This window comes from Streptomyces sp. NBC_00878 (genome assembly GCF_026341515.1).
Classification (GTDB): Bacteria; Actinomycetota; Actinomycetes; order Streptomycetales; family Streptomycetaceae; genus Streptomyces.
Map to the genome: position 1 here is coordinate 6,764,896 of NZ_JAPEOK010000001.1, position 22,989 is coordinate 6,787,884.

Sequence of the window (22,989 nt, forward strand, 5' to 3'; positions counted from 1 at the left end):
GCGCGCCCGGGCGCGGGGGAGGACTGCATCAAGTGACCAGCAGACCATGGACGTTCAGAGCAGCCGCAGTAGGTGTGGCGCTCGCCGCGGCCGCTGCCACCTTCTCGACCTTCGCGGTGGCGCAGGCCGCCGCCGGCGACCAGGCGGCCGCGGCCGCGGGCCGCCAGGATCCGGCCGCGAACCGGCAGGATCCGGCACGCGCCGAGAACAACACCGAGCGGGAGCACGACCTGAAGGGCCCGCTGACCGAACGTCAGGAAGCCCAGCGCGAAGAGGCGCTCAAGCAGGTCATATCCGGCGACGCCACGGTCAGGAACCGCGGCGGCTCGCAGGTCGTCAAGCTCCAGGACGGCAAGTACGTCGAGCTCGGCCGGGAGAAGACCGACCAGATCTTCACGGTCCTCGTGGAGTTCGGCGACAAGACGGACCCCCGCTACGGCGGCACGCCCGGCCCGCTGCACAACCAGATAGCCGAGCCGGACCCCGCCCAGGACAACAGCACGGCCTGGCAGGCGGACTACAACAAGAAGCACTTCGAAGAGCTCTACTTCGGCACCGGCAAGGGTGTCGAGTCGATGAAGAAGTACTACGAGAAGCAGTCCTCGGGCCGCTACTCCATCGGCGGCGCGGTCTCCGACTGGGTCAAGGTGCCCTACAACGAGGCCCGTTACGGCTCCAACAAGTGCGAGCCCGACACCTGCGCGTGGAACGCCGTCGCCGACGGTGTCACCGCCTGGGTCGAGGCCCAGAAGGCGGCCGGCAAGTCCGACGCCGACATCAAGGCCGAGCTGGCCGCCTACGACAAGTGGGACCGCTACGACTTCGACGCCGACGGCATCTTCAACGAGCCCGACGGCTACATCGACCACTTCCAGATCGTGCACGCCGGCGAGGACGAGTCCGCGGGCGGCGGCGCCCAGGGCGAGGACGCCATCTGGGCCCACCGCTGGTACGCGTTCGGCACGGACGCCGGCGCCACCGGCCCCACGGGCAACAAGATGGGCGGTGCGCCGATCGGCGACACCGGCATCTGGGTCGGCGACTACACCATCCAGCCGGAGAACGGCGGACTCGGTGTCTTCGCCCACGAGTACGGCCACGACCTCGGTCTGCCGGACCACTACGACACCACCAACACCGCTGAGAACTCCACCGGTTACTGGACCCTGATGTCCTCCGGCTCCTGGCTCGGCACCGGCAAGAACGCCATCGGTGACCTGCCCGGCGACATGACCGCCTGGGACAAGCTCCAGCTCGGCTGGCTGAAGTACGACACGGCCAAGGCCGCGACGGGCTCCACCCACAAGCTGGGCGTGGCCGAGTACAACACCAAGAACGCGCAGGCGCTGGTGGTCGAGCTGCCGGAGAAGGAGGTCACCAACCCGGTGGTCACCCCGGCGGAGGGCGCCACCCAGTGGTGGAGCGGCAGCGGTGACGACCTCAAGAACACGCTGACCCGTTCCGTGGACCTCACCGGCAAGTCGGCGGCCACGCTGACCCTCGACGGCTGGTACGACATCGAGGCCGACTTCGACTACCTCTACACCGAGGTCTCGACCGACGGCGCCAACTGGACGCCGCTGGACGGCACGGTCGACGGCGCGGCCATCCCGCGCGACGGCAGCGGCAAGCCCGCGCTGACCGGCACCGTGGACGCGTACAAGAAGCTCTCGTTCCCGCTCGACGCCTACGCGGGCAAGAAGTTCGACCTTCGCTTCCGCTACCAGACCGACGGCGGGGTGGCCCAGAAGGGCTTCGCGGCCGACGTGATCACGGTGACGGCCGACGGTTCGCCGGTCTTCTCGGACAACGCCGAGACCGCCGACGCCGCCTGGAAGGCCACCGGCTTCTCCCGCATCGGCGCGGCCGTCACGGACGACTACGCGCAGTACTACATCGCCGAGAACCGCCAGTACGTGTCGTACGACAAGACCCTCAAGGTCGGCCCGTACAACTTCGGCTTCTCGACCACGCGCCCGTCGTGGGTGGAGCACTTCCCCTACCAGAACGGCCTGCTGATCTGGAAGTGGGACACCTCCCGGAACGACAACAACGTCAGCCAGCACCCCGGCTCCGGCCTGCTGCTGCCGGTCGACGCGCACCCGGCGCAGCTGAAGTGGTCCGACGGCACGCTGATGCGCAGCCGCATCCAGTCGTACGACTCGCCGTTCAGCTCCTACCGCACGGACGCTCTCACGCTGCACAAGGCGGACGTGGCCACGAAGATCCCCTCGCTCCCGGGCAACCGGATCTTCAACGACCGCACCAACACGTACTACGACGAGAGCAACCCGACCGCCGGTGTCAAGATCACTGACACCAACACCAAGATCGCGATCGTGAAGGAGCCCCGCGACGGCTCGACGATCACGGTGAAGGTCTCCGCCGCGACGAAGCAAAAGCCATAACCGCAGGTCAAACCATGATCGGCCGTGACCCCCTGGCGGGTCGCGGCCGATCGTGTTTAGGTGCGTGCTGTGACTCTCTTATTGACACCAGTTCTCACGGGGGTGTGACTGCATGGCCGCAGGAGGTTTCTGCAAGCTGCCGAACGGCACGGTGGTGGTGGCGTTGAACCTGCCCCGACCGACCGCCGCGGGCAGCGGCTCGGTACGCGTGCTCGTGCACGCCCAGAACCGTGCCCGCGCTCTGACGCGGCTGCGCAACCTGGGCATGCGGGCGGTGTACCTGCGCGGCAACGCGGAGCCCCCGACCCCGGACGAGATCACCGCGGTCCTGCACCACCCCGACGGCCTCATATGGCGCACGGCACCCGGCGCCGACGCCTGCGCGGCGGAGCTCTGGCACCCGATCCGGGCGCTGATGCGGCGTACGGCGACACCGCAGGGGTTCTAGCCCGAAGGGCACGAAGGGCACGAAGGGCTTGGAAGGGCTGGAAGGGCTACACGACCGGCTTGCCGCTCAGCTCCACGCCTGCCGCCCTCATCTCCTTCAGGGCCCGCTCGGTGGTCTCCTCGGCCACACCGGCCGTGAGGTCGAGCAGGACCTGCGTACGGAAGCCCTGACGGGCCCCGTCCAGGGCGGTGGCGCGGACGCAGTGGTCGGTGGCGATGCCCACCACGTCGACCTCGGTGATCTCGCGGGCGCGCAGCCAGTCGCCCAGCGGTACGCCGTTCTCGTCGATGCCCTCGAAGCCGCTGTACGCCGCCGAGTACGCGCCCTTGTCGAAGACGGCGTCGATCGCGCCGGAGGCGACCACGGGCGCGAAGTTCGGGTGGAAGCCGACGCCCTCGGTGCCCGCCACGCAGTGCGCGGGCCAGGAGTGGACGTAGTCGGGGTTGTCGGCGAAGTGGCCGCCGGGGGCGATGTGGTGGTCGCGGGTCGCCACGACGTGGCGGTAACCGGCGGGCGCCTGCCCGATCAGCTCCGTGATCGCGGCGGCGACGTCGGCGCCGCCGGACACGGCGAGGCTGCCGCCTTCGCAGAAGTCGTTCTGCACGTCTACGACGATCAAGGCGCGGCGCATGTCGGTGTCCTTCTGCGGGTTGTAGTGGGCTGAACGCGCAGTTCCCCGCGCCCCTTCAGGGCGCGCTCTCCGTGGAACCGAGCCTAGAGACTTCGAGGGCTTGACGGGAGGGTGCAATCGTTGCCGTTGCCATTCCCGCTCATCGCCTGTTCATGCCCGTTCGGGCACGGGATGGCCGGAGGCGTGCCTCGGGCACCCCCGGGAATCGGGTCCCACGCGTCTCACATGTACTCGGTCGGAATGACGGCTTCCCCGCGGGAGAGCTGGGTCGCCGACAGGGGCAGGTTCGCGCGGGCCGCCGCGTGCCGGTCGCGTACCACGTCGAGGGACTCGCGGGCGAGCACTTGCCCGCCCTTGACGAGTTCCACGAGGAGCTGACGGTCGCTGAGCTCGGCGGGGACGGCCCCGACACCGATCACCTCGGCCTCGGCGACCCCGTACGCGTCGAGCCGCCGCGCGGCCCATTTGCGGCCGCCGATGGACGTCTTGCCGCCCGTCGACTTCTTCGCCACCGGAACCAGCGGAGCCTTCGGGTCCGCCGACTCGGCACGGGCGACGAGCTTGTAGACCATCGAACATGTCGGATGGCCGGATCCCGTCACCAGCTGCGTACCCACGCCGTACGCGTCCACGGGCGCTGCGGCCAGCGAGGCGATCGCGTACTCGTCCAGGTCCGAGGTCACGATGATCCGGGTGTTCGTGGCGCCCATGTCGTCCAGCTGCTGGCGCACCCGGTGCGCCACGAGCAGCAGGTCGCCGGAGTCGATACGGACCGCCCCGAGCTCGGGCCCGGCCACCTCGACGGCCAGCCGGACGGCCTCGGCAACGTCGTACGTGTCGACCAGCAGCGTCGTGCCCCGGCCGAGCGAGTCCACCTGGGCCTGGAAGGCGTCCCGCTCGCTGTCGTGGAGGAGCGTGAAGGCGTGGGCGGACGTGCCGACCGTCGGAATGCCGTAACGGAAGCCCGCGGCCAGGTCGGAGGTGGTCGCGAAGCCGCCGACGTACGCCGCCCGGGACGCCGCCACCGCCGCCAGCTCGTGGGTGCGCCGGGCACCCATCTCGACCAGCGGGCGCTCCCCGGCGGCCGAGGCCATCCGGGAGGCGGCGGCCGCGATCGCCGAGTCGTGGTTGAGGATGGAGAGGATCACGGTCTCCAGGAGGACGCACTGGGCGAAGGAGCCCTCGACCCGCAGGATCGGCGACCCGGGGAAGTACACCTCGCCCTCCGGGTAACCCCAGACATCGCCGCTGAATCGGTAGGAGGCCAGCCACTTGAGGGTCGGCTCGTCCACCACGCTGCGCTCGTGCAGGAAGCCGAGGACGTCCGCGTCGAAGCGGAAGTTCTCGATCGCGTCCAGTACCCGTCCGGTCCCCGCCACGACGCCGTAGCGGCGGCCCTCGGGCAGCCGGCGCGTGAAGACCTCGAAGACCGAGCGCCGGTCGGCGGCCCCGCCCTTGAGGGCGGCCTGCAGCATGGTCAGCTCGTAGTGGTCCGTGAAGAGCGCGGTAGAGGGAACATCAACCGGCAGCCCTAGGTCCGCAGTGTTCATGGCAACGGATGGTACTCCTCATCTCGTCACTCTGACGATTTGTGGGGTTCGTTTGGCCGGGCACCCACCAGTGGTGGCAGCATGGGCCGTGTGACGGCTCCCGCACCCCTAGAGACCGAAAAAACCGAGTCGGCGGAAGAGGTCTTCGCCGTACCCGAGCCCGACGTCCCCTGGGTGACCATCGTCCACAACGACCCGGTCAACCTGATGAGCTACGTGACCTACGTCTTCCAGTCGTACTTCGGCTACCCGAAGGACAAGGCCACCAAGCTGATGCTCGACGTCCACCACAAGGGCCGGGCCGTGGTCTCCAGCGGCACCCGTGAGGAGATGGAGCGCGACGTACAGGCCATGCACGGCTACGGTCTGTGGGCCACCCTCCAGCACGACCGGAAATAGGCCGGAAGCAGACCGGAAGAAGCCGGGCGAAACACGGCCCGACCGGAAGCAGACCGGTGAGACACAGCCCGACCGGCAGTTGCCCGACGCCCGCGCAGTACTGGAAGTAGCGACGCACCTGATGCCAGGACACTTCGAACCGCTCCCCGGCGGCGGCGCGGCCGTCGCCCTCGACGAGGTCGAGATCTCCATCATCCGCTCCCTCGCCGTACAGCTCCTGGAGCTCATCGGACCGGGACCGGGCGAGGACGCCTCCGACGACCCGCTCGCCGAACTGTTCGCGGAGGGCCCGAGCGAACCGCCCTCCGATCCCGTGCTGAAGCGGCTCTTCCCCGACGCCTACAGCGGGCCCGGCGTCGAGGCCAACTCGCCCGAGCAGGCCGAGGAGCAGCGCACGTACTCCGCGGAGTTCCGCCGCTTCACCGAGAACGACCTGCGCGCGGCCAAGCGCGACAACGCGCTCACGGTGATCCGCTCCCTCGACACGCTCTCGGCCGTGGGGGAGGGCGGCGCGGTCCTCAAGCTGTCCGCCGAGGAGTCCGAGCAGTGGCTGCGCGCCCTCAACGACCTGCGCCTGGCCATCGGCTCCCGCCTCGACGTCATCGACGAGGAGGACACCGACCTCCTCTACCGGCTGCCGGACGAGGACCCGCGCAAGCCGATGGTGATGGCGTATCTGTGGCTCGGCGGCCTTCAGGAGACGTTGGTTGAAACGTTGATGTCCTGACACGTTTCGTTCGCTCAGCTCGTTCGCTCAGCGGACGCTCAAATCCGAATAACGATCCCGTCACCGTGACCGCGTCCTATGGGGCGCGGTCAGACTTTTGTCCGGTTCTCCCTGTGGTGTGCGCTACACGTACCCCGGGTGATCAGCGTTGCGGCCGTGATAGATCTTCACGACCGCCCGACAGGACACCACCCATGTCCGGCCGGGTGCGCCACCGAGCCGGCGGACCGCCGGCCAGGCACAGCTCCACGTATCCGGGGGGATCGGAACCCGATCCGAGGCCAGGCGACTGGCTCGGACCGGCATGGAGAAAGGCGCACGACGTGACCTCATCGCAGGTCGACAAGCAGGCCGACGGCAGTGAGGCCGTGGGCGGCGACACCCCCGAAGAGGGGTACGAGCGCGGGCTCGGCAGCCGTCAGGTCCAGATGATCGCGATCGGCGGCGCCATCGGCGTCGGCCTCTTCCTGGGAGCCGGGGCGAACATCGCCAAGGCCGGCCCCAGCCTCATCCTCATGTACGCCCTCGCGGGCGGCATCATCTTCTTCATCATGCGGGCCCTCGGCGAGCTCCTGCTCTACCGTCCGGTCTCGGGCTCCTTCGCGGAGTACTCCCGCGAGTTCCTCGGCCCGTTCTTCGGCTACTTCACCGGCTGGACGTACTGGCTGATGTGGGTCGTCACCGGCATGGCGGAACTCACCGCCGCTGCGATCTATGTCCACTACTGGTTCCCGTCGGTCCCGCAATGGGTGACGGCACTGGTGTTCCTGCTGGTCCTCTTCGTGGCCAACCTGATCTCGGTGAAGCTCTTCGGAGAGATCGAGTTCTGGTTCTCGATGGTCAAGGTCACCGCCCTCATCGGCATGATCGTGATCGGCCTGGGCGTCCTCACCTTCGGCTTCAGCTCGGCCGGTGACACGGCCGCGGTCGCCAACCTCTGGCAGTTCGACGGCTTCTTCCCCAAGGGCATCGGCTCGTCCCTGATGACCCTGCAGGGCGTGATGTTCGCGTACCTGGCCGTCGAACTGGTCGGCGTCACCGCCGGCGAGTCCGAGAACCCGGAGAAGACCCTCCCCAAGGCGATCAACACCCTGCCCTGGCGCATCGCCCTCTTCTACGTCGGCGCCCTCACGGTCATCCTCTGCGTGGTGAAGTGGACCGAGTTCGCGCCCGGCGTCAGCCCCTTCGTGGCGGCCTTCGCGAAGATCGGCATCCCGGCGGGCGCGGGCATCGTGAACTTCGTCGTCCTGACGGCGGCCCTGTCCTCCTGCAACTCCGGCATGTACTCCACCGGCCGCATGCTGCGCACCCTGGCGGACAACGGCGAGGCCCCGAGGATCTTCAACAAGCTCTCCTCGACCAGGACCCCGGCCTTCGGCATCACCGTCTCCGTGCTCTTCATGGGCATCGGCGTGATCCTGAACTACATCGTCCCGGAGAAGGCGTTCGGCTACGTGGTCTCGGTGGCCACCGCGGCCGGCATCTGGACCTGGCTGATGATCCTGATCAGCCACATCCTGTACCGCCGCGCGGTCGACGCCGGCCGCCTGCCCGCGTCCTCCTTCCCCGCCCCGGGCGGCGCGAAGTTCAGCTGGGTCGCGGTCGCGTTCCTGCTCTTCGTCACCGGCCTCATCGCGTACGACGCCGACTCCCGCGTCTGCCTGTACGTGATGGCGGGCTGGGCGGCGGCACTCGGCATCGGCTGGGCCGTACTGAAATCACGGAACCCGGAGGTCACGGAGCGCCGCGACCCGGCGTACGGGAAGGTCGGCTGACGCACCTCGCGCAAGGCCGCCCGGCACACCGCGTGTGAGACGTGCCGAGCTCGACGACTCAGCATGTGGGCCGCCTCGTACCACCCTTCGGTACGGGGCGTCCCGCCCGTCTCCCGCCGCCACCCTGCCTGACCCGCTCAGCGCGGCCCCATTTGATTCCTGCTTATCCTGACGACCATGCTGACCATCACCCAGGCCCTCGTCGACCAGATCGTCGCGCACGCGCGCCAGGACCACCCCGACGAGGCGTGCGGCGTGGTCGCCGGCCCGGAGGGCACCGGCCGCCCCGAGCGGTTCATCCCGATGCTCAACGCCGCGCGCTCGCCCACGTTCTACGAGTTCGACTCCGGCGACCTCCTCAAGCTCTACCGCGAGCTGGACGACCACGACGAGGAACCGGTCGTCATCTACCACTCGCACACGGCCACCGAGGCGTACCCGTCCCGCACCGACATCTCGTACGCGAACGAGCCCGGCGCGCACTACGTCCTGATCTCCACGGCGGACGCCGACGCCGCCGGACCCTTCCAGTTCCGCTCGTTCCGGATCGTGGAGGGCGAGGTGACGGAGGAGGAGGTCACGATCGTGCAGGCGTACTGATCTCGCCCCAGCTCAGCTTGCCTCGCCCCGCTGACCGAGCCGGTCGGGTTACGGTCCGTTCTGCCGGATCCCGCATTTCGGTCAGAATTCATCCACCATCTGAGATCACATTCCAGTACCCGGACCGGGAATCGATACGATGAGCCCATGGTTTCCCCTGACGTGAGCGACAAGACGCCGGGCATGCTGCTCGTGGCGCGGCTGCACGTCGACCTGTGCAGGCTGCAGAGCGCCATCTGTACGCGCTGACCCCTGCCGCCGTACGGCCGTGAGCCGCGGCGCTCACGATGTAGTGCCCGCTTTCTGCGCTGCCGCGCGCCCACCGACTGACTCACTCCCGACAGGAGCCCACAGCCATGGCCATCGAGGTCCGCATCCCCACCATCCTCCGCACCTACACCGACGGTCAGAAGGCCGTCGAGGGCGGCGGGGACACCCTCGCAGCGCTCTTCGCCGACCTTGAGACCCGGCACGCGGGAATCCAGGCCCGCATCGTGGACGGCGGCGAGCTGCGCCGCTTCGTGAACGTGTACCTGAACGACGAGGACGTCCGCTTCCTCGACGGCATCAACACCAAACTCACGGACGGCGACAACGTCACCATCCTGCCGGCCGTGGCCGGCGGCATGGTCTGACCGGCACCGGGCTCTGATCGCTGATGCGTTACGACTCCCCGCTGGCCGCGGTGGGCAACACCCCTCTGGTGCGCCTGCCGCGGCTCTCGCCGTCCGCCGACGTCCGCATCTGGGCGAAGCTGGAGGACCGCAACCCGACCGGCTCGGTCAAGGACCGCCCCGCGCTCCACATGATCGAGCAGGCGGAGAAGGACGGCCGCCTGACGCCCGGCTGCACCATCCTTGAGCCCACCTCCGGCAACACCGGCATCTCGCTCGCCATGGCGGCCAAGCTCAAGGGCTACCGCATGGTGTGCGTCATGCCCGAGAACACCTCCCAGGAGCGACGGGAGCTGCTCGCCATGTGGGGCGCCGAGATCATCCCGTCTCCGGCGGCGGGGGGCTCGAACACGGCGGTGCGGGTGGCGAAGGAGCTGGCCGCCGAGCACCCCGACTGGGTGATGCTCTACCAGTACGGCAACCCCGACAACGCGGGCGCGCACTACGCGACGACGGGCCCGGAGATCCTGGCCGACCTGCCCTCGGTCACGCACTTCGTGGCCGGGCTCGGCACCACGGGCACGCTGATGGGCGTGGGCCGGTTCCTGCGCGAGCACAAGCCCGACGTCAAGATCGTCGCGGCCGAGCCGCGCTACGACGACCTGGTGTACGGGCTTCGCAACCTCGACGAGGGTTTCGTCCCCGAGCTCTATGACGCGTCCGTCCTGACGACCCGCTTCTCGGTCGGCTCCGCCGACGCAGTGACGCGTACGCGGGAGCTGTTGCAGCAGGAGGGGATCTTCGCGGGGGTCTCCACGGGGGCCGCGCTGCATGCGGCGATCGGTGTCGGCAACAAGGCCGTGAAGTCGGGCGAGCCCGCCGACATCGTCTTCGTCGTCGCCGACGGCGGCTGGAAGTACCTCTCCACCGGCGTCTACACGGCCGCCACCACGGAAGAGGCCATCCAGACGCTGCAGGGCCAGCTCTGGGCGTAGCTCAACTCCGGAGGGGCTGATCTTCAGCCCGTCCGGCGTTTGAGGGAGCGCGTTCAGCGCGCGATACGGGGGTCTGGGGGCGGAGCCCCCAGAGAGGGATCCATGAAATCCATGGGATCCATGAAATCCATGGATCCCATGGATACGACGGCCCCGGCGTGACCCCGCACACGCTTGTGCACCCCGATGGCCCCCGAACCGGTGACACCGCAGGTGAGTTCCCCCACAACAGCCCTCGCTGGAGGCGCGACCGGACCTTTTGCGCCTTACGCTCGACGGACCGCACGACCCCCGTCTTCACTCCCCGCCAGCGGAGGTTTCTGCTTTATGAAGCTCACCGTCGTCGGCTGCTCGGGGTCGTTCCCGTCCGCGGAATCGGCCTGCTCGAGCTACCTCGTCGAGGCCGACGGCTTCCGGCTGCTTCTCGACATGGGCAATGGTGCCCTTGGCGAGCTGCAGCGCCACTGCGGTCTCTACGACCTTGACGCGATCTTTCTCAGCCACCTGCACGCCGACCACTGCATCGACATGTGCGCGTATTTCGTCGCGCGCTACTACCGCCATGACGGCGGCCGCTGCGATCCGATCCCGGTCTACGGACCCGAGGGCACGGAGCAGCGCCTCACCACCGCGTACGCGGACACTCCCTCCGCCTCCTCCATGAGCGAGGTCTTCGACTTCCACACGGTCAAGCCGGGCTCCTTCGAAATCGGCCCGTTCTCGGTGCACACCGAGAAGGTGTGCCACCCCGTGGAGGCGTACGGCATCCGTGTCGAGCACGGCGGGCGGTCGCTCACGTACTCCGGGGACACGGGCGTGTGCGACACGCTCGACGAACTCGCCCGGGACGCCGACCTGTTCCTCTGCGAGGCCGCGTTCACCCACGGCAAGGAGAACATCCCGGACCTCCACCTCAACGGCCGCGAGGCCGGCGAGACCGCGACCCGCGCCGCGGCCCGCCGCCTGGTCCTCACCCACATCCCGCCGTGGACGGACCCCCAGGCGAACCTGGCGGACGCCCGCGCGGTGTTCGCGGGCCCGGTGGAACTGGCGGCGCCGCGGGTGTCGTACGAGATCTAGAGCCCCTGCGCGTTCACAGTTCACCGCCCATACGCGGTGCACAGTCCGTACGAACGAGAAAGCCCCCGGAACGGTCTCCGGGGGCCTCTTCGTCTGAGCCGCTGAAGCGTTGAAGCGTTGAAGCGCTGAGTCGCGGTCTCGTGCGAACCGCTACTTGGCCTCGGCCTTCTGCAGCTCGGCCAGTTCCTCGTCGGACTCGCGGCCCGGGGTCGGGAGGTTGAACCTGGTGATCGCGAAGCGGAAGACCGCGTAGTAGACCACCGCGAAGCAGAGGCCGACCAGGGCCAGCCCCCACGGGTTGGTGGCGATGCCGAGGTTCAGGCCGAAGTCGACCGCGCCGGCTGAGAAGCCGAAACCGTCCTTCATGCCGAGCGCCCAGGTCAGCGCCATGGAGACACCGGTGAGGACCGCGTGGATCGCGTACAGGACCGGCGCGATGAACATGAACGTGAACTCGATGGGCTCGGTGACGCCCGTGACGAAGGACGTCAGCGCGAGGGAGAACATCATGCCGCCGACGACCTTGCGGCGCTCGGGACGGGCGCAGTGCACGATCGCGAGGCAGGCGGCGGGGAGCGCGAACATCATGATCGGGAAGAAGCCGGTCATGAACTGCCCGGCGCTCGGGTCACCGGCCAGGAAGCGGGCGATGTCGCCGCTCCTGCCCTCGTACTCGCCCGCCTGGAACCACGGGAAGGAGTTCAGCAGGTGGTGCATGCCGATCGGGATCAGCGCACGGTTGGCGACACCGAAGATGCCCGCGCCCACCGCGCCCGAACCGACCAGCCACTCACCGAAGTTGTGCAGACCCGTGCCCAGGACCGGCCAGATGTAGCCGAAGACGATGCCGATGAGCAGACCCGCGAAGGCGGAGAGGATCGGGACCAGCCGGCGGCCGCCGAAGAAGCCGGCCCAGTCGGGCAGCCTGGTGCGGTAGAAGCGCTGGTAGAGGAGCGCCACGACCAGGCCCATGACCACGCCGCCGAGGACCTTGGCGTCCACCGGAGCGTCGACCATGACGACCTTGCCGTCGACGGCCTTGGCCACCTGCGGCAGGTTCTTGTCGGTGAACGTGGCCAGCACGTTCTTGAAGACCAGATAGCCCACGACCGCCGCGAGAGCCGTCGAGCCGTCCGACTTCTTCGCGAAGCCGATCGCGATGCCCACGGCGAACAGCAGCGCCATGTTGTCGAGGATCGCGTTGCCGCCCGCCGCCATGAAGCCGGCGATCTTGGTGATGAACTCCGGGAACGACTCGCGACCGAGCATGTCGGTGTTGCCCAGCCGCACCAGGAGTGCGGCCGCGGGCAGAACGGCGACCGGGAGCATGAGGCTGCGGCCGATGCGCTGCAAGACAGCCATCGCGCCGGAGCCCTTCTTCTGCGCAGCCGCGGGAGCGGCGCTGGCCGTGGACACAACTTCCTCCAGTAGGCAAGACGCCGCCCTGGGACAGGGAAGGAGCGGGATGGCGGCGTCTCCGAAAGAACGCGGCCGACGACCGCGTGGTCTACACCATTCACTGGTGTAGACCTGTTGTAGCACGGTGAAGGCGAGATAAGGAACCCGCCAATTTTCCGGTCCCCGGAGTAGACGACGGCGAAGCGCAGGCCGATCGGAATGATCGCCCACGGCTGCAGGTCGCTCCGTCGCCCGCCCGCGGCCCCCGAACGGGGCCGGGCTTGGCGGCCGCTGAAAACTGGTGTAGACCAGTCGGCGAACGGTTGCGCTGTCGTGATCGCCATCATTCGGTACGGGTGACGTGATCGCTCGCGAACATGGGCCAACTGTGGGTTACTGCGACAAAGCGGTTCGGATCAGGGAGTAGGACATGGCCAGCAAGGCTGAGAAGATCGTCGCCGGGCTCGGTGGCATCGACAACATCGAAGAGGTCGAGGGCTGCATCACCCGCCTCCGCACCGAGGTCGTCGACCCGAGCAAGGTCGACGAGGCCGCCCTGAAGGCCGCGGGCGCCCACGGTGTCGTCAAGATGGGCACCGCGATCCAGGTCGTCATCGGCACCGACGCGGACCCGATCGCCGCGGACATCGAAGACTTGATGTGAATCATCGGAGTCCGGTCCGGACTCCGGTCCGGACACCGGTCCACGGCCCGCAGGTCTGACCGTCCGGCCCGAGCCTCACTCCTGAGGGGCCGCTTCCGTTACCCGGGGCGGCCCCTCACCCGTATACGACTAGGCTCGACGCCATGTCTCGAATCGACGGCCGCACGCCCGAACAGCTCCGCCCGATCACCATCGAACGCGGCTGGAGCAAGCACGCCGAGGGCTCCGTCCTCGTCTCCTTCGGCGACACGAAGGTCTTCTGCACCGCCTCCGTCACCGAGGGCGTCCCGCGCTGGCGCAAGGGCAGCGGCGAGGGCTGGGTCACCGCCGAATACTCCATGCTGCCGCGTGCCACCAACACCCGCGGCGACCGCGAATCCGTCCGCGGCAAGATCGGCGGCCGTACGCACGAGATCAGCCGCCTCATCGGCCGCTCCCTGCGCGCCGTCATCGACTACAAGGCGCTCGGCGAGAACACCATCGTCCTCGACTGCGACGTCCTCCAGGCCGACGGCGGCACCCGCACCGCCGCCATCACCGGCGCGTACGTCGCCCTCGCGGACGCCATCTCCTGGGCCCAGGGCAAGAAGATCATCCGCGCCGGCCGCCAGCCCCTGACGGGAACGGTGTCCGCCGTCTCGGTCGGCATCGTGGGCGGCATCCCCCTCCTCGACCTCTGCTACGAGGAGGACGTCCGCGCCGACACCGACATGAACGTCGTCTGCACCGGCGACGGCCGCTTCGTCGAGGTCCAGGGCACCGCCGAGGCCGAGCCGTTCGCCCGCGAGGAGCTCAACTCCCTTCTCGACCTGGCCGTTCTGGGCTGCGGAGAACTCGCTGTCGCCCAGCGCACGGCACTTGATACGGTCCTGGAAAGGTAAAGGACACACCAAGACAGCCGGACGCCGCGGGCAACCACGGCACCGGCCGTCGCGTCCCTACGGGTACGGGCGTACGGCACACCGCTGGTACGCCCGGCCAGCACCGCACGGGGGCCCTGGGGCCTACGAAACGGGGCCCTCACCCTTTTCCGGGGGCCTGACCAACGGGAGGACCGTTCCATGGCCGCGAGCCGCCGCCGAGTACGCCGTACCACCGCCATCGCCTCAGTCGTGGCGGCCGTCGCGCTGACGGCCGGGCTGACCACCGGCTGCGACGCCGTCAACAAGGCACTGGACTGCGTCCAGACCGCCGACACCATCGCCGACAGCGTCACCGACCTCCAGCAGGCGGTGGAGAACGCGGCGAACGACCCGACGCAGGCCGGCGAGGCGCTCGACTCCATCGACAAGAACCTCGACACCATCGGCGACAAGACCGACGACGCCGACATCAACAAGGCGGTGGACGACCTCCAGAAGGCGGTCACCAACGTCCGCGACGCCATCAAGAACGGCGACGAGACGCCCAACATCAGCCCCGTCACGGACGCGGCGGGCGAACTCACGAAGGTCTGCACGCCGTAGCGGCAACGCCCGCCCCTCCGCGGGGGCAAGCGATCACGGGCACCGGCCGCCAACCACGGGCACCGGCAGGCGGTCACGGGCCCGGGTGAGCGATCACAGGCATCGCAGGAGCGAAACGCCCGCCTGGCGCCGGCCAGGGCTGGCTAGGGTGACCACCATGACCCGCCTGATCCTCGCCACCCGCAACCCCGGAAAGATCACCGAGCTGAGGGCGATCCTCGCCGCCGCAGGTCTCCACCACGACCTCGTCGGCGCGGACGCCTACCCGGAGATCCCCGACGTCAAGGAAACCGGCGTCACCTTCGCCGAGAACGCCCTCCTCAAGGCGCACGCCCTCGCCCAGGCCACCGGCCTCCCGGCGATCGCCGACGACTCGGGCCTGTGCGTCGACGTCCTCGGCGGCGCCCCCGGCATCTTCTCCGCCCGCTGGTCCGGCTCCCACGGCGACGACCGCGCCAACCTCACGCTCCTCCTCGACCAACTCGGCGACATCGCCGACGAACACCGGGCGGCCCACTTCGCCTGCGCCGCCGCCCTTGCCCTGCCGGACGGCACGGAGCGCGTGGTCGAAGGCCGCCTGCGGGGCACGTTGCGCCACGAGCCCACCGGCACCCACGGCTTCGGCTACGACCCGATTCTCCAGCCGGACGGGGACACGCGGACGTGCGCGGAGCTGACTCCGGAGGAGAAGAACGCGATCAGCCACCGGGGGAAGGCGTTCCGGGGGCTGGTGCCGGTGGTGCGGGAGTTGCTGGGCTGAGGGTTGGGCACGGCGAAGGCCCAGCTCGTGGGGTAAGTGAGCTGGGCCTTCGACTCAGAGATGTGCGGCCGGTGGGACTCGAACCCACATGGGATTTCTCCCAAGGGCACCTAAAACCCTCGCTTATACCATTCAGCAACGGCCGCTAGTCGCAAGCCATCGTAGCGGGCCAGCGACGGTGGCGCTGCGGCGGCTTTAGCTCGAGCGCTGGCGCTGGCCCCCTCGGCACCAGGTGTCTGTGGTCGCGTGGCAGTTGGGGCACAGCAACCGGAGGTTCTCCGGGCGGTTGTCGCTCCAGTCTCCGTTGATGTGGTCCACCTCCAGCGTCATGGGTCTACCGAGCCACTCGGGGCCGATACCGCACTCGGTACACTCTTCAGGTAAGCCGATTTCGCGGAGCGCCCGCCGTAGTAGCGCAGTTCGCGTCCGGTGCTTGTCGTCACGCTTGACCAGAATCTCCTCCGGCTTCTTGATCAGCGCCGGGCGAGACTTCCCTCGCTGATGTGCCTGCCCCAAGAGGTGCGCGGTTGTGAGGCGCTCTTCGGCGATCCACTGACGCAGCAATGCGCGTTGCCTGCCGTTGTCCGGGCGCTCCAGGTGGCGGAGCGCCTCTGCAATGGAGGTCGACTTGGCGACTACGGTACGCAACTCGCCGGAAGTGGGCCGGGCTCGCTTGCCCCAAGGGCTGAAATGCGAGATTTCGATGCCGAAGTGAGCGAAGCGTCTGGCGAGGTAGCGGCGGAGTGTGGCGTACGGACGGGTGCCGAAGAAGGCGATGACCTCGTCGATGTCGGAACACTGAGCGGCGGCTTCGGCCAGTCGCTCGCGGGTGTACTGCACGCTGTTGCTCATGATGCTCCCCCCTTGGGGCGCCCCTTGCCGCGCCCTCGGTAACTATCCGTTGTCGAGTGGCAGTTGGGGCACAGAAACCGCAGGTTCTCGATGCGGTTGTCTCGCCAGTTGCCGTCGATGTGATCCACCTCAAGCGGGAGCGGACGGCCTCGCCAGATCGCCTCCGTACCGCAGAGGGCGCACCGCTCCGGTACGTCCAGAGTCGTCATCGCCCACTTGAGACGGTCGCTATGGATGCGTCGCGCGTGTGCGGGCTGCTGCTCGACGAGCAATCCTTCGGGCGTGCGGGGGTGCCGCACCTCGCCGCGCCGGGATGGCACCTGGAAGTGCGAGGTGTCGATGCCGTACGCCTTGATCCGGCCGCTGATGTGCGTGTGCTGCCCGCCCACCACCTCAAGCCCGAGATGGCGCAGCACCCCGCACATGTTCGTGGAGGCCGCAACAGCCCGCTCAAGGATCTCCCTCGTCCACTTGACCCCTTCGCGTTCGAAGTGCGACGTGTCCACCTCCAGCCTTTTCATCCGCTCTCTGATGTAGTGCCGCGTCGAACTCTTCGGATCCACCCCCAACTTCCCCAACGCCTCCGACAACGTCCGTGACGAACTCGCCGCCCCCTCCAGGCGCTCCCTGGTGTACGGGCTGACCGGCATGATTCCCCTCCGTTCCGGCCGCCTGTTCGCGACCTCGTACGGAGTAACGAACCGTTTATCGGATGGTCACGTCCAGAATGTGGAACGGCCCGCGCCGCTTGTCGCGGGGCGGGCCGTTCCGAGGGAGTGAAAGGCCACACGGCCCAAGGGGAGGTCGGTGCTCAGATCCCCAGGTCCTTGATGATCTTCGCCACGTGGCCCGTAGCCCGGACGTTGTAGAGGGCCCGTTCCACCTTGCCCTCCTCGTCCACGATGATCGTGGAGCGGATGACGCCCATGTACGTCTTGCCGTAGTTCTTCTTTTCGCCGTAGGCCGCGTACGACTCCGTGACCGTCTTGTCGGGGTCGGCGAGCAGGGTGATCCTCAGGTTTTCCTTGTCGCGGAACTTGGCGAGTTTCTCGGGCTTGTCGGGGGAGATGCCGATGACGTCGTAGCCCGCGCCGGCGAGGAGTTCGAGGTTGTCCGTGAAGTCGCAGGCCTGCTTGGTGCAGCCGGGGGTCAGGGCGGCCGGGTAGAAGTAGACGATGACCTTGCGGCCCTTGCGGTCGGCCAGCGAGACCTCCTTGCCGTCGGCGTCCGGCAGGGTGAAGGCGGGGGCGGTGTCGCCGGGCTGGAGTCGCTCGCTCATCTCGTTCGGTCTCCTTGCGAGGTGGTGGATACGCACCCGAGCGTAATGGGGGTGCCGGGCGGTGCGCGGCGGGCGGAGCTGACAGACTGTCGACCAGAGAAAAGGCCGAAGAGAACAGGCCACGGGAAGAAACGACCACGACCACGGAGGCAGCGCGTGTCGGACACGTCGAGCACGCCGGACACCAGGACTCCGGCGCAGATCGAGGCGGACATCAAGCGCCGTCGCGAAACCCTCGCCGAGACGCTCGACGAGATCGGTGTGCGGGTGCATCCGAAGACCATCGTCGGGGACGCCAAGGCCAAGGTGGTGTCCAGCGTCGACCACTCGCTCGGCCGTGCCTACGTCGGCGTCAACCGCGTCGTCGGCGATGTGAAGGGGCAGTTCGTCACGGAGGAGGGGGCGCCGCGTCTGGACCGCATCGTGCCCGTCGCCCTCGTCGTGGTCGGCGTCGTCGGGCTGCTCACCCTGGGCACCAGGCGCCGCAGGGGCTGACACGCCCGGAGCCCGTTCGTACTCCGCCCGTACCCCACCCATAGTCCGTCCGCACCGCGCGGGTGCAGCTGCCCACACCTCTCCGGCGCAGCCGCCCGCACCCCACGTACGTACGAGCCGTTTGAAGGCAGGTAGGTTCGAGACGTGAGCGAGAAGAACCATCACGACAAGCTGCCCATCCGGATGCTGCACGACCGTGTGCTCGTGCGGCAGGACACCGCCGAGGGCGAACGCCGTTCCGGCGGCGGGATCCTGATCCCCGCGACCGCGGCCGTAGGCCGACGGCTCGCCTGGGCCGAGGTCGTCGCGGTCGGGCAGAACGTACGGACCGTGGAGCCGGGCGACCGTGTCCTGTACGACCCGGAGGACCTTGCCGAGGTCGAGGTGCGCGGCACCGCGTACGTGCTGATGCGCGAGCGGGATCTGCACGCCGTGGCGGCGGACCGGTTCGAGGGCTCCGAGGACTCGACCGGCCTGTACCTCTGAACCAGAGGCCGATGGCGGAGGTGCGGAGGAGCGGAGGAAGGGGCTGGTGACCATCGTCACCAGCCCCCTTTGCTTGCCTTTGCTACCTTTGGAAGGACCCCGACGAGACGCGCCGTACCGGGACTCGCAAAGACGACGCACCCCTGTTGATCAACGCCTGTTGATCCGTTCACGGAGGTGCCTCATGGCCTGGGTCCTGCTTGTCGTCGCCGGTCTGCTGGAAGTCGGCTGGTCGATCGGCATGAAGTACACCGAGGGTTTTACGCGGCTCGTGCCGAGCGTCCTGACCGGCGCGGGCATCGTCGCCAGCATGTTCCTGCTGTCGTACGCGGCGAAGTCGCTGCCCATCGGTACCGCCTACGGCGTCTGGGTCGGCATCGGCGCGGCCGGGGCGGCGGTGTTCGGCATGGCGGTGCTCGGTGAACCGGCGACCGCCGCCCGGGTTTTCTTCGTCTGTTTGTTGCTGGTGGCCGTGGTGGGGCTGAAGGCGACTTCCGGTCACTAGCCGCCGCCACCAGCCGCCGCCACCAGCCGTCGCTACGGGAAGCTGCCCAGTGTCGTGCCCGTGGTCGCGTCCTCCTCGCCTCCGCCGTCCGTCGTGGCGCCGTCGGTCGTCGCGCCGGTGTCGTCGCCGGTGGTGCCGCCCGTGGTGCCCTCGGTGGTGTCGCCCGTCGTCCCGCCGTCGGTGGTCGTGCCGCCGTCGCCGGTGGTGCCACCGTCGGTGGTCGTCCCGCCGTCGCCCGTGGTGTCGCCCGTGGTCGTGCCGCCGTCCGTCTGGCCCTCGGTCGCCGGGGTCTCCTCGCCGCCGGTGGTCGCGCCGCCGTTGTCCTCACCGGCGTCCGTGCCCGGCTGGTCCGTGCCGGGGTCGGACGGGGGCAGTTGCTGTTCCTCCGCGCCGTCCTGGAGGTTCAGGTCGAAGTCCTCGACCTCGGCGCCGTTCAGCGCGTCCTTCGTGAACTGGGCCCAGATCTGCGCCGGATAGCCGCCGCCGTTGATCCGGGGCTGCCCGAGCGCCCCGTACAGCGACTTGTGGGCGCCCGTGTCGGGGTCCTGGCCCATGATGGCGACGACCGTGGCGAGGTTCGGGGTGTAGCCCGCGAACCAGGCCGCCTGGTCCTCCTCCGCCGTGCCGGTCTTGCCCGCCGCGGGCCGCCCGGCGGCCTGGGCGGCCGTGCCGGTGCCGCCCTCGACGACGCTCTGCAGGATCGAGGTCGTGGTGTCGGCGGCCTCGCGGCTCACCGCCTGCCAGGTCTTGCGCCCGGGCAGGTCCACCACGTCCGCGCCGTCCTTGGTGATCTTCCCGATCATCGTGTACGTGCCGCGCTTGCCATGGTTGGCGAGTGTCGCGTACGCCTCCGCCATGTCGAGGACGCTGGCCGTGGCCGTGCCGAGCGCGATCGACGGGGACGCGTTCAGGTCGGGGGTGTCGGACGGGATACCGAGGCCGACGGCCGTCTTCTCGACCTTCTCCGGGGCGACGTCCACGGCCATCTGCGCGTACACGGAGTTGACGGAATTGTCCGTGGCGGTGCGGACGCTGATCGGGCCGTACGAGGCCTGGTCCTCGTTCTCCGGGGCGTACGTGTCGCCGTTCCAGCCTTGTACGGGGCGCTCGTTGGTGCCGTCGTAGACGGTGTTCGGGGTGATCGTGCGGCCGTCCTGCGTGGTCGAGTCGTTCTGTACGGCGGCGGTGAACACGAAGGGCTTGAAGGTGGAGCCGACCTGGTAGTCCCGGCGGGTGGCGTTGTTGTAGTACTGCTTCGTGTAGTCGATGCCGCCGTACATCGCGAGGACCTTGCCGGTCTTCGGGTCGATGGAGGCGCCGCCCGCGCGGACGTAGTTGTCGACCTTGCGGCCCTTCTTGTCGAGCTGCTCCATCACCTGGTCGTCGACGGCCTTCACGAACGCGGCCTGCTTGGGCTTCTGCAGCGTCGTCGTGATGCGGTAGCCGCCGGCGTTCAGCTGGTCCTCGTCGACGATCTTGTTGTCGATCAGGTAGTCGTTGACGGCCTTCACGATGTAGCCGCGCTGCCCGGACATGCCGGCCGCGATCACCGTCTGCCGGGGCTCGGGGAGCTTGACGCCCGAGCGCTCCTCCGCGCTGATCCACTTCTTCTTGACCATGCCGTCGAGGACGTAGTTCCAACGGGCCAGTGCCGCGGGCTTGTTCTCGGGGTGGGCGACCACGTCGAACTCGCTCGGCGCGTTCAGCAGCGCGGCCAGGTACGCGCCCTGGCCGACCGTCAGGTCCTTGGCGTCGACGCCGTAGTAGGCCTGGGCGGCGGCCTGGATGCCGTACGCGTTGCGGCCGAAGTAGCTGGTGTTGAGGTAGCCCTCCAGGATGTCGTCCTTGCTCTTCTCGCGGTCCAGCTTGATCGCGATGAAGAACTCCTTCGCCTTCCGGGTGACCGTCTGCTCCTGGGCCAGGTAGTAGTTCTTCACGTACTGCTGGGTGATCGTGGAGCCGGACTGCTTGCCCTTGCCGGTCGCGGTGTTCCAGCCGGCGCGGACCATCGCCTTGGGGTCGACCGCCGACTCGGTGTAGAAGTCGCGGTCCTCGGCGGCCAGTACCGCGTGCTGGGCGTCCTTGGAGATCAGCGTCAGGGTCACGTTCTCCCGGTTGACCTCGCCGTCCCGGGCGAGCTGGCTGCCGTCCGCGTACAAGTACACGTTGCTCTGCTTCACCGCCGCCGAGTTCGCCGCCGGGATCTTCACCAGGTAATAGCCGAGTGCGAACGCGCCGATGAGCAGCAGGGTCACCGTGATGAGGGTGCCGAGCACCAGCCGCCAGGTCGGGATCAGGCGCCGCCATCCGGTGCGCCGGGGCCGCTTGGGCTTCTTGCCGGGAGTGTCCGGCCTCGCCGCGGAGACGGCCCCTGGTTCTCTCGGTACCCAGCCCTCGCTCGGTTGCTGCGGCTGCGGCTGGTCGTTCATGTTGTGCCGGACTCCCGTTTCGCGTCGTACGTCTCGTACGTCCTCGTACGCCTGTTGCGCCCCTCCTTTGAAGACTCTCGCACTCCGCGAAACGTTCCCGGCACGTGGCACGCATCCGGCGGCGAAAATGCCTGGCACGTGGATCGGAGTCGCGGCTAGTGCGTTGGCCACGAACGTTCGCCGGGTCTGGTGATACGCCGGTCGATGTCCGGGGTGCCTGGGTCTGTCAGTCTCACTCTCGATAGCGACGTGGTTGTCGTGGGGAGTGAGGTCATGCATGGCAGAGCCGGTCAGAGCACGGCGGTTGACTGATCAAGAGGGCCAGAGACTGCAGCAGATCGTCCGGCGGGGCCGCCATGAGTCCGTACGGGTCCGTCGGGCACTGATCATCATGGCGTCGGCGTCGGGCACTCCCGTGGCGGCGATCGCACGGCTGGCCGCCGCGCACGAGGACACCGTCCGGGACGTGATCCATGCGTTCAACGAGAAGGGCCTGGCCGCGCTGGACCCTCGGTGGGCGGGAGGCCGTCCCCGCCTGATCAGCGATGACGAACGCGAGTTCATCATCGCGACGGCCAGGACCCGCCCAGTCACGCTGGGACGCCCGTTCACGCACTGGAGCCTTCGCAAGCTCACCGAGTACCTGGCCCGCAACCGGGTCCGGACGGTGAAGGTCGGCCGGGAACGACTGCGGCAGATCCTGCGCGAGCACGGGATCTCGTTTCAGCGGACCCGCACCTGGAAGGAGTCCAGGGATCCCGACAAGGACGCCAAACTCGACCGCATCGAGCACGTGACCAGCCGTTTCCTGGACCGGTGCTTCGCGTTCGACCAGTTCGGTCCGCTGTCGATCCGGCCCTGCCACGGCTCCGGCTGGGCCGGGGAGAAGAAACCGGACCGGCTGCCGGCCACCTATCACCGCACTCACGGTATCCGGTACTTCCACGGCTGCTATTCCCTCGGCGATGACCAGTTGTGGGGCGTGACCCGCCGCCGCAAAGGCGGTGACCACAGCCTCTCGGCGCTGAAGTCGATCCGGGCCGCCCGCCCCGACGGCGCCCCCGTCTACGTGATCATGGACAATTTGTCGGCGAACAAGACCCCGGCCATCCGGACCTGGGCCAGGAAGAACAAGGTCGAGTTGTGCCTGACGCCGACGAGCGCGTCGTGGGCCAACCCGATCGAGGCTCAGTTCGGGCCCCTGCGCAACTTCGTCATGGGCAACTCCAACCACCCCAACCACACCGTCCTGTCCTGGAAGCTTCAGGACTACCTGCGCTGGCGCAACGCCAACGCCCGTCACCCCGACGTCCTGGCCGCCCAGCGCCGCGAACGCGCCAAGGTCCGCAGCGAACGCCAGCAACGCTGGGGCCGACCACGACCCAAAGCCGCCTGATCAAACCCGGCGAACGTTCGTGGCCAACGCAC

At 68.5% G+C, this 22,989-nt stretch carries 25 protein-coding genes, 1 tRNA gene and 1 riboswitch; of the genes, 18 read left to right on the forward strand and 8 right to left on the reverse strand.

The window, feature by feature from the left end; translation table 11 throughout:
- Window positions 1-32 precede the first annotated feature (32 nt).
- Window positions 33-2,408 (forward strand): immune inhibitor A domain-containing protein, encoded by a 2,376-nt coding sequence (locus OHA11_RS29340; RefSeq protein ID WP_266501485.1) that lies wholly within the window; start codon window positions 33-35, stop codon window positions 2,406-2,408.
- A 112-nt stretch (window positions 2,409-2,520) separates the two neighbouring features.
- The gene (locus tag OHA11_RS29345; RefSeq protein WP_266501486.1) at window positions 2,521-2,856 is read left to right on the forward strand and encodes a hypothetical protein; all 336 of its coding nucleotides are present in this window, start codon (window positions 2,521-2,523) and stop codon (window positions 2,854-2,856) included.
- 46 nt (window positions 2,857-2,902) lie between these two features.
- Here OHA11_RS29345 and OHA11_RS29350 read toward each other — a convergent pair whose 3' ends face one another.
- Together OHA11_RS29350 and OHA11_RS29355 are read right to left on the reverse strand one after the other, a co-directional pair.
- Window positions 2,903-3,487, reverse strand: coding sequence for a nicotinamidase (locus tag OHA11_RS29350; RefSeq protein WP_266501488.1), 585 nt, complete (start codon window positions 3,485-3,487; stop codon window positions 2,903-2,905).
- A 221-nt stretch (window positions 3,488-3,708) separates the two neighbouring features.
- Entirely contained in the window at window positions 3,709-5,037 is a 1,329-nt protein-coding gene (locus tag OHA11_RS29355) for a nicotinate phosphoribosyltransferase (protein ID WP_266501491.1), read from the reverse strand.
- Window positions 5,038-5,118: 81 nt separating this feature from the next.
- Here OHA11_RS29355 and clpS point away from each other — a divergent pair, with 81 nt between their 5' ends.
- From clpS to OHA11_RS29390, 8 genes are all read left to right on the forward strand, one after another.
- On the forward strand, window positions 5,119-5,436 hold the full coding sequence (gene clpS / locus OHA11_RS29360) for an ATP-dependent Clp protease adapter ClpS (RefSeq protein ID WP_055617033.1): 318 nt from the start codon (window positions 5,119-5,121) through the stop codon (window positions 5,434-5,436).
- Window positions 5,437-5,557: 121 nt separating this feature from the next.
- On the forward strand, window positions 5,558-6,163 hold the full coding sequence (locus OHA11_RS29365; RefSeq protein ID WP_266501498.1) for a DUF2017 domain-containing protein: 606 nt from the start codon (window positions 5,558-5,560) through the stop codon (window positions 6,161-6,163).
- A gap of 323 nt (window positions 6,164-6,486) precedes the next feature.
- Complete coding sequence (locus tag OHA11_RS29370) at window positions 6,487-7,938, forward strand: amino acid permease (RefSeq protein ID WP_266501501.1); 1,452 nt, start codon at window positions 6,487-6,489, stop codon at window positions 7,936-7,938.
- Between the two features lie 177 nt (window positions 7,939-8,115).
- Window positions 8,116-8,538: a M67 family metallopeptidase gene (locus OHA11_RS29375; protein ID WP_266501504.1), complete on the forward strand. Its 423-nt coding sequence runs from the start codon at window positions 8,116-8,118 to the stop codon at window positions 8,536-8,538.
- A gap of 147 nt (window positions 8,539-8,685) precedes the next feature.
- The gene (locus tag OHA11_RS48415; protein WP_323186695.1) at window positions 8,686-8,787 is read left to right on the forward strand and encodes a putative leader peptide; all 102 of its coding nucleotides are present in this window, start codon (window positions 8,686-8,688) and stop codon (window positions 8,785-8,787) included.
- A 107-nt stretch (window positions 8,788-8,894) separates the two neighbouring features.
- Window positions 8,895-9,173, forward strand: coding sequence for a MoaD/ThiS family protein (locus OHA11_RS29380; protein ID WP_266501507.1), 279 nt, complete (start codon window positions 8,895-8,897; stop codon window positions 9,171-9,173).
- A gap of 23 nt (window positions 9,174-9,196) precedes the next feature.
- Entirely contained in the window at window positions 9,197-10,147 is a 951-nt protein-coding gene (locus tag OHA11_RS29385) for a PLP-dependent cysteine synthase family protein (RefSeq protein WP_266501509.1), read from the forward strand.
- Between the two features lie 327 nt (window positions 10,148-10,474).
- Window positions 10,475-11,227 (forward strand): MBL fold metallo-hydrolase, encoded by a 753-nt coding sequence (locus OHA11_RS29390; protein WP_266501511.1) that lies wholly within the window; start codon window positions 10,475-10,477, stop codon window positions 11,225-11,227.
- Between the two features lie 150 nt (window positions 11,228-11,377).
- On the opposite strand, the gene OHA11_RS29395 is transcribed toward OHA11_RS29390, so the two are convergent.
- Entirely contained in the window at window positions 11,378-12,643 is a 1,266-nt protein-coding gene (locus OHA11_RS29395) for a PTS transporter subunit EIIC (RefSeq protein ID WP_266501513.1), read from the reverse strand.
- 412 nt (window positions 12,644-13,055) lie between these two features.
- On the opposite strand from OHA11_RS29395, the gene OHA11_RS29400 reads away from it, so the two are divergent.
- The 4 genes from OHA11_RS29400 (at window position 13,056) to rdgB (ending at window position 15,515) form a co-directional block, all read left to right on the forward strand.
- Window positions 13,056-13,289: a PTS glucose/sucrose transporter subunit IIB gene (locus OHA11_RS29400; protein WP_266501515.1), complete on the forward strand. Its 234-nt coding sequence runs from the start codon at window positions 13,056-13,058 to the stop codon at window positions 13,287-13,289.
- A gap of 143 nt (window positions 13,290-13,432) precedes the next feature.
- Window positions 13,433-14,170 (forward strand): ribonuclease PH, encoded by a 738-nt coding sequence (gene rph, locus OHA11_RS29405; protein WP_266501517.1) that lies wholly within the window; start codon window positions 13,433-13,435, stop codon window positions 14,168-14,170.
- A 180-nt stretch (window positions 14,171-14,350) separates the two neighbouring features.
- Window positions 14,351-14,755 (forward strand): hypothetical protein, encoded by a 405-nt coding sequence (locus tag OHA11_RS29410; RefSeq protein WP_266501519.1) that lies wholly within the window; start codon window positions 14,351-14,353, stop codon window positions 14,753-14,755.
- Between the two features lie 157 nt (window positions 14,756-14,912).
- A complete protein-coding gene (gene rdgB, locus OHA11_RS29415) occupies window positions 14,913-15,515 on the forward strand; it encodes an RdgB/HAM1 family non-canonical purine NTP pyrophosphatase (RefSeq protein WP_266501522.1) in 603 nt (200 codons plus the stop codon).
- Between the two features lie 63 nt (window positions 15,516-15,578).
- Here rdgB and OHA11_RS29420 read toward each other — a convergent pair.
- The 4 genes from OHA11_RS29420 to bcp all read right to left on the reverse strand — a co-directional run bounded on the left by OHA11_RS29420 (window position 15,579) and on the right by bcp (window position 17,646).
- Window positions 15,579-15,661 (reverse strand) — tRNA-Leu (locus tag OHA11_RS29420).
- A 49-nt stretch (window positions 15,662-15,710) separates the two neighbouring features.
- Window positions 15,711-16,367 carry an HNH endonuclease gene (locus OHA11_RS29425; protein WP_266501524.1) on the reverse strand — a complete coding sequence of 219 codons (657 nt, stop codon included), beginning with the start codon at window positions 16,365-16,367 and terminating at the stop codon, window positions 15,711-15,713.
- Window positions 16,364-17,017 (reverse strand): HNH endonuclease, encoded by a 654-nt coding sequence (locus tag OHA11_RS29430; RefSeq protein WP_266501526.1) that lies wholly within the window; start codon window positions 17,015-17,017, stop codon window positions 16,364-16,366. Before OHA11_RS29430 ends, OHA11_RS29425 begins: the two co-directional genes overlap by 4 nt.
- 161 nt (window positions 17,018-17,178) lie before the next feature.
- On the reverse strand, window positions 17,179-17,646 hold the full coding sequence (gene bcp, locus OHA11_RS29435; RefSeq protein WP_266501527.1) for a thioredoxin-dependent thiol peroxidase: 468 nt from the start codon (window positions 17,644-17,646) through the stop codon (window positions 17,179-17,181).
- A gap of 156 nt (window positions 17,647-17,802) precedes the next feature.
- On the opposite strand from bcp, the gene OHA11_RS29440 reads away from it, so the two are divergent.
- From OHA11_RS29440 to sugE, 3 genes are all read left to right on the forward strand, one after another.
- A complete protein-coding gene (locus OHA11_RS29440) occupies window positions 17,803-18,141 on the forward strand; it encodes a DUF3618 domain-containing protein (RefSeq protein ID WP_266501529.1) in 339 nt (112 codons plus the stop codon).
- A 183-nt stretch (window positions 18,142-18,324) separates the two neighbouring features.
- Complete coding sequence (locus tag OHA11_RS29445) at window positions 18,325-18,627, forward strand: co-chaperone GroES (RefSeq protein ID WP_055611843.1); 303 nt, start codon at window positions 18,325-18,327, stop codon at window positions 18,625-18,627.
- A gap of 71 nt (window positions 18,628-18,698) precedes the next feature.
- A riboswitch (guanidine-III (ykkC-III) riboswitch) is annotated at window positions 18,699-18,769 on the forward strand.
- 42 nt (window positions 18,770-18,811) lie between these two features.
- Entirely contained in the window at window positions 18,812-19,132 is a 321-nt protein-coding gene (gene sugE / locus OHA11_RS29450) for a quaternary ammonium compound efflux SMR transporter SugE (protein ID WP_266501530.1), read from the forward strand.
- Window positions 19,133-19,164: 32 nt separating this feature from the next.
- Here sugE and OHA11_RS29455 read toward each other — a convergent pair whose 3' ends face one another.
- Window positions 19,165-21,561 carry a transglycosylase domain-containing protein gene (locus OHA11_RS29455; protein ID WP_266501532.1) on the reverse strand — a complete coding sequence of 799 codons (2,397 nt, stop codon included), beginning with the start codon at window positions 21,559-21,561 and terminating at the stop codon, window positions 19,165-19,167.
- 277 nt (window positions 21,562-21,838) lie between these two features.
- Here OHA11_RS29455 and OHA11_RS29460 point away from each other — a divergent pair, with 277 nt between their 5' ends.
- Complete coding sequence (locus OHA11_RS29460; protein WP_266493617.1) at window positions 21,839-22,957, forward strand: IS630 family transposase; 1,119 nt, start codon at window positions 21,839-21,841, stop codon at window positions 22,955-22,957.
- Window positions 22,958-22,989 lie beyond the last annotated feature (32 nt).

What these genes read in the sequence shown, in the direction of transcription:
- OHA11_RS29410 (WP_266501519.1), top strand. Translation starts at nt 14,351, where the DNA reads ATGGCCGCGAGCCGCCGCCGAGTACGCCGTACCACCGCCATCGCCTCA.
- OHA11_RS29355 (WP_266501491.1), bottom strand. Translation starts at nt 5,037, where the DNA reads ATGAACACTGCGGACCTAGGGCTGCCGGTTGATGTTCCCTCTACCGCG.
- OHA11_RS29455 (WP_266501532.1), bottom strand. Translation starts at nt 21,561, where the DNA reads ATGAACGACCAGCCGCAGCCGCAGCAACCGAGCGAGGGCTGGGTACCG.
- OHA11_RS29430 (WP_266501526.1), bottom strand. Translation starts at nt 17,017, where the DNA reads ATGCCGGTCAGCCCGTACACCAGGGAGCGCCTGGAGGGGGCGGCGAGT.
- OHA11_RS29345 (WP_266501486.1), top strand. Translation starts at nt 2,521, where the DNA reads ATGGCCGCAGGAGGTTTCTGCAAGCTGCCGAACGGCACGGTGGTGGTG.
- bcp (WP_266501527.1), bottom strand. Translation starts at nt 17,646, where the DNA reads ATGAGCGAGCGACTCCAGCCCGGCGACACCGCCCCCGCCTTCACCCTG.
- OHA11_RS29365 (WP_266501498.1), top strand. Translation starts at nt 5,558, where the DNA reads ATGCCAGGACACTTCGAACCGCTCCCCGGCGGCGGCGCGGCCGTCGCC.
- OHA11_RS48415 (WP_323186695.1), top strand. Translation starts at nt 8,686, where the DNA reads ATGGTTTCCCCTGACGTGAGCGACAAGACGCCGGGCATGCTGCTCGTG.
- sugE (WP_266501530.1), top strand. Translation starts at nt 18,812, where the DNA reads ATGGCCTGGGTCCTGCTTGTCGTCGCCGGTCTGCTGGAAGTCGGCTGG.
- OHA11_RS29425 (WP_266501524.1), bottom strand. Translation starts at nt 16,367, where the DNA reads ATGAGCAACAGCGTGCAGTACACCCGCGAGCGACTGGCCGAAGCCGCC.
- OHA11_RS29400 (WP_266501515.1), top strand. Translation starts at nt 13,056, where the DNA reads ATGGCCAGCAAGGCTGAGAAGATCGTCGCCGGGCTCGGTGGCATCGAC.
- OHA11_RS29375 (WP_266501504.1), top strand. Translation starts at nt 8,116, where the DNA reads ATGCTGACCATCACCCAGGCCCTCGTCGACCAGATCGTCGCGCACGCG.
- OHA11_RS29380 (WP_266501507.1), top strand. Translation starts at nt 8,895, where the DNA reads ATGGCCATCGAGGTCCGCATCCCCACCATCCTCCGCACCTACACCGAC.
- OHA11_RS29350 (WP_266501488.1), bottom strand. Translation starts at nt 3,487, where the DNA reads ATGCGCCGCGCCTTGATCGTCGTAGACGTGCAGAACGACTTCTGCGAA.
- rph (WP_266501517.1), top strand. Translation starts at nt 13,433, where the DNA reads ATGTCTCGAATCGACGGCCGCACGCCCGAACAGCTCCGCCCGATCACC.
- OHA11_RS29445 (WP_055611843.1), top strand. Translation starts at nt 18,325, where the DNA reads ATGCTGCACGACCGTGTGCTCGTGCGGCAGGACACCGCCGAGGGCGAA.
- OHA11_RS29385 (WP_266501509.1), top strand. Translation starts at nt 9,197, where the DNA reads ATGCGTTACGACTCCCCGCTGGCCGCGGTGGGCAACACCCCTCTGGTG.
- OHA11_RS29460 (WP_266493617.1), top strand. Translation starts at nt 21,839, where the DNA reads ATGGCAGAGCCGGTCAGAGCACGGCGGTTGACTGATCAAGAGGGCCAG.
- OHA11_RS29390 (WP_266501511.1), top strand. Translation starts at nt 10,475, where the DNA reads ATGAAGCTCACCGTCGTCGGCTGCTCGGGGTCGTTCCCGTCCGCGGAA.
- rdgB (WP_266501522.1), top strand. Translation starts at nt 14,913, where the DNA reads ATGACCCGCCTGATCCTCGCCACCCGCAACCCCGGAAAGATCACCGAG.
- clpS (WP_055617033.1), top strand. Translation starts at nt 5,119, where the DNA reads ATGGGCCGTGTGACGGCTCCCGCACCCCTAGAGACCGAAAAAACCGAG.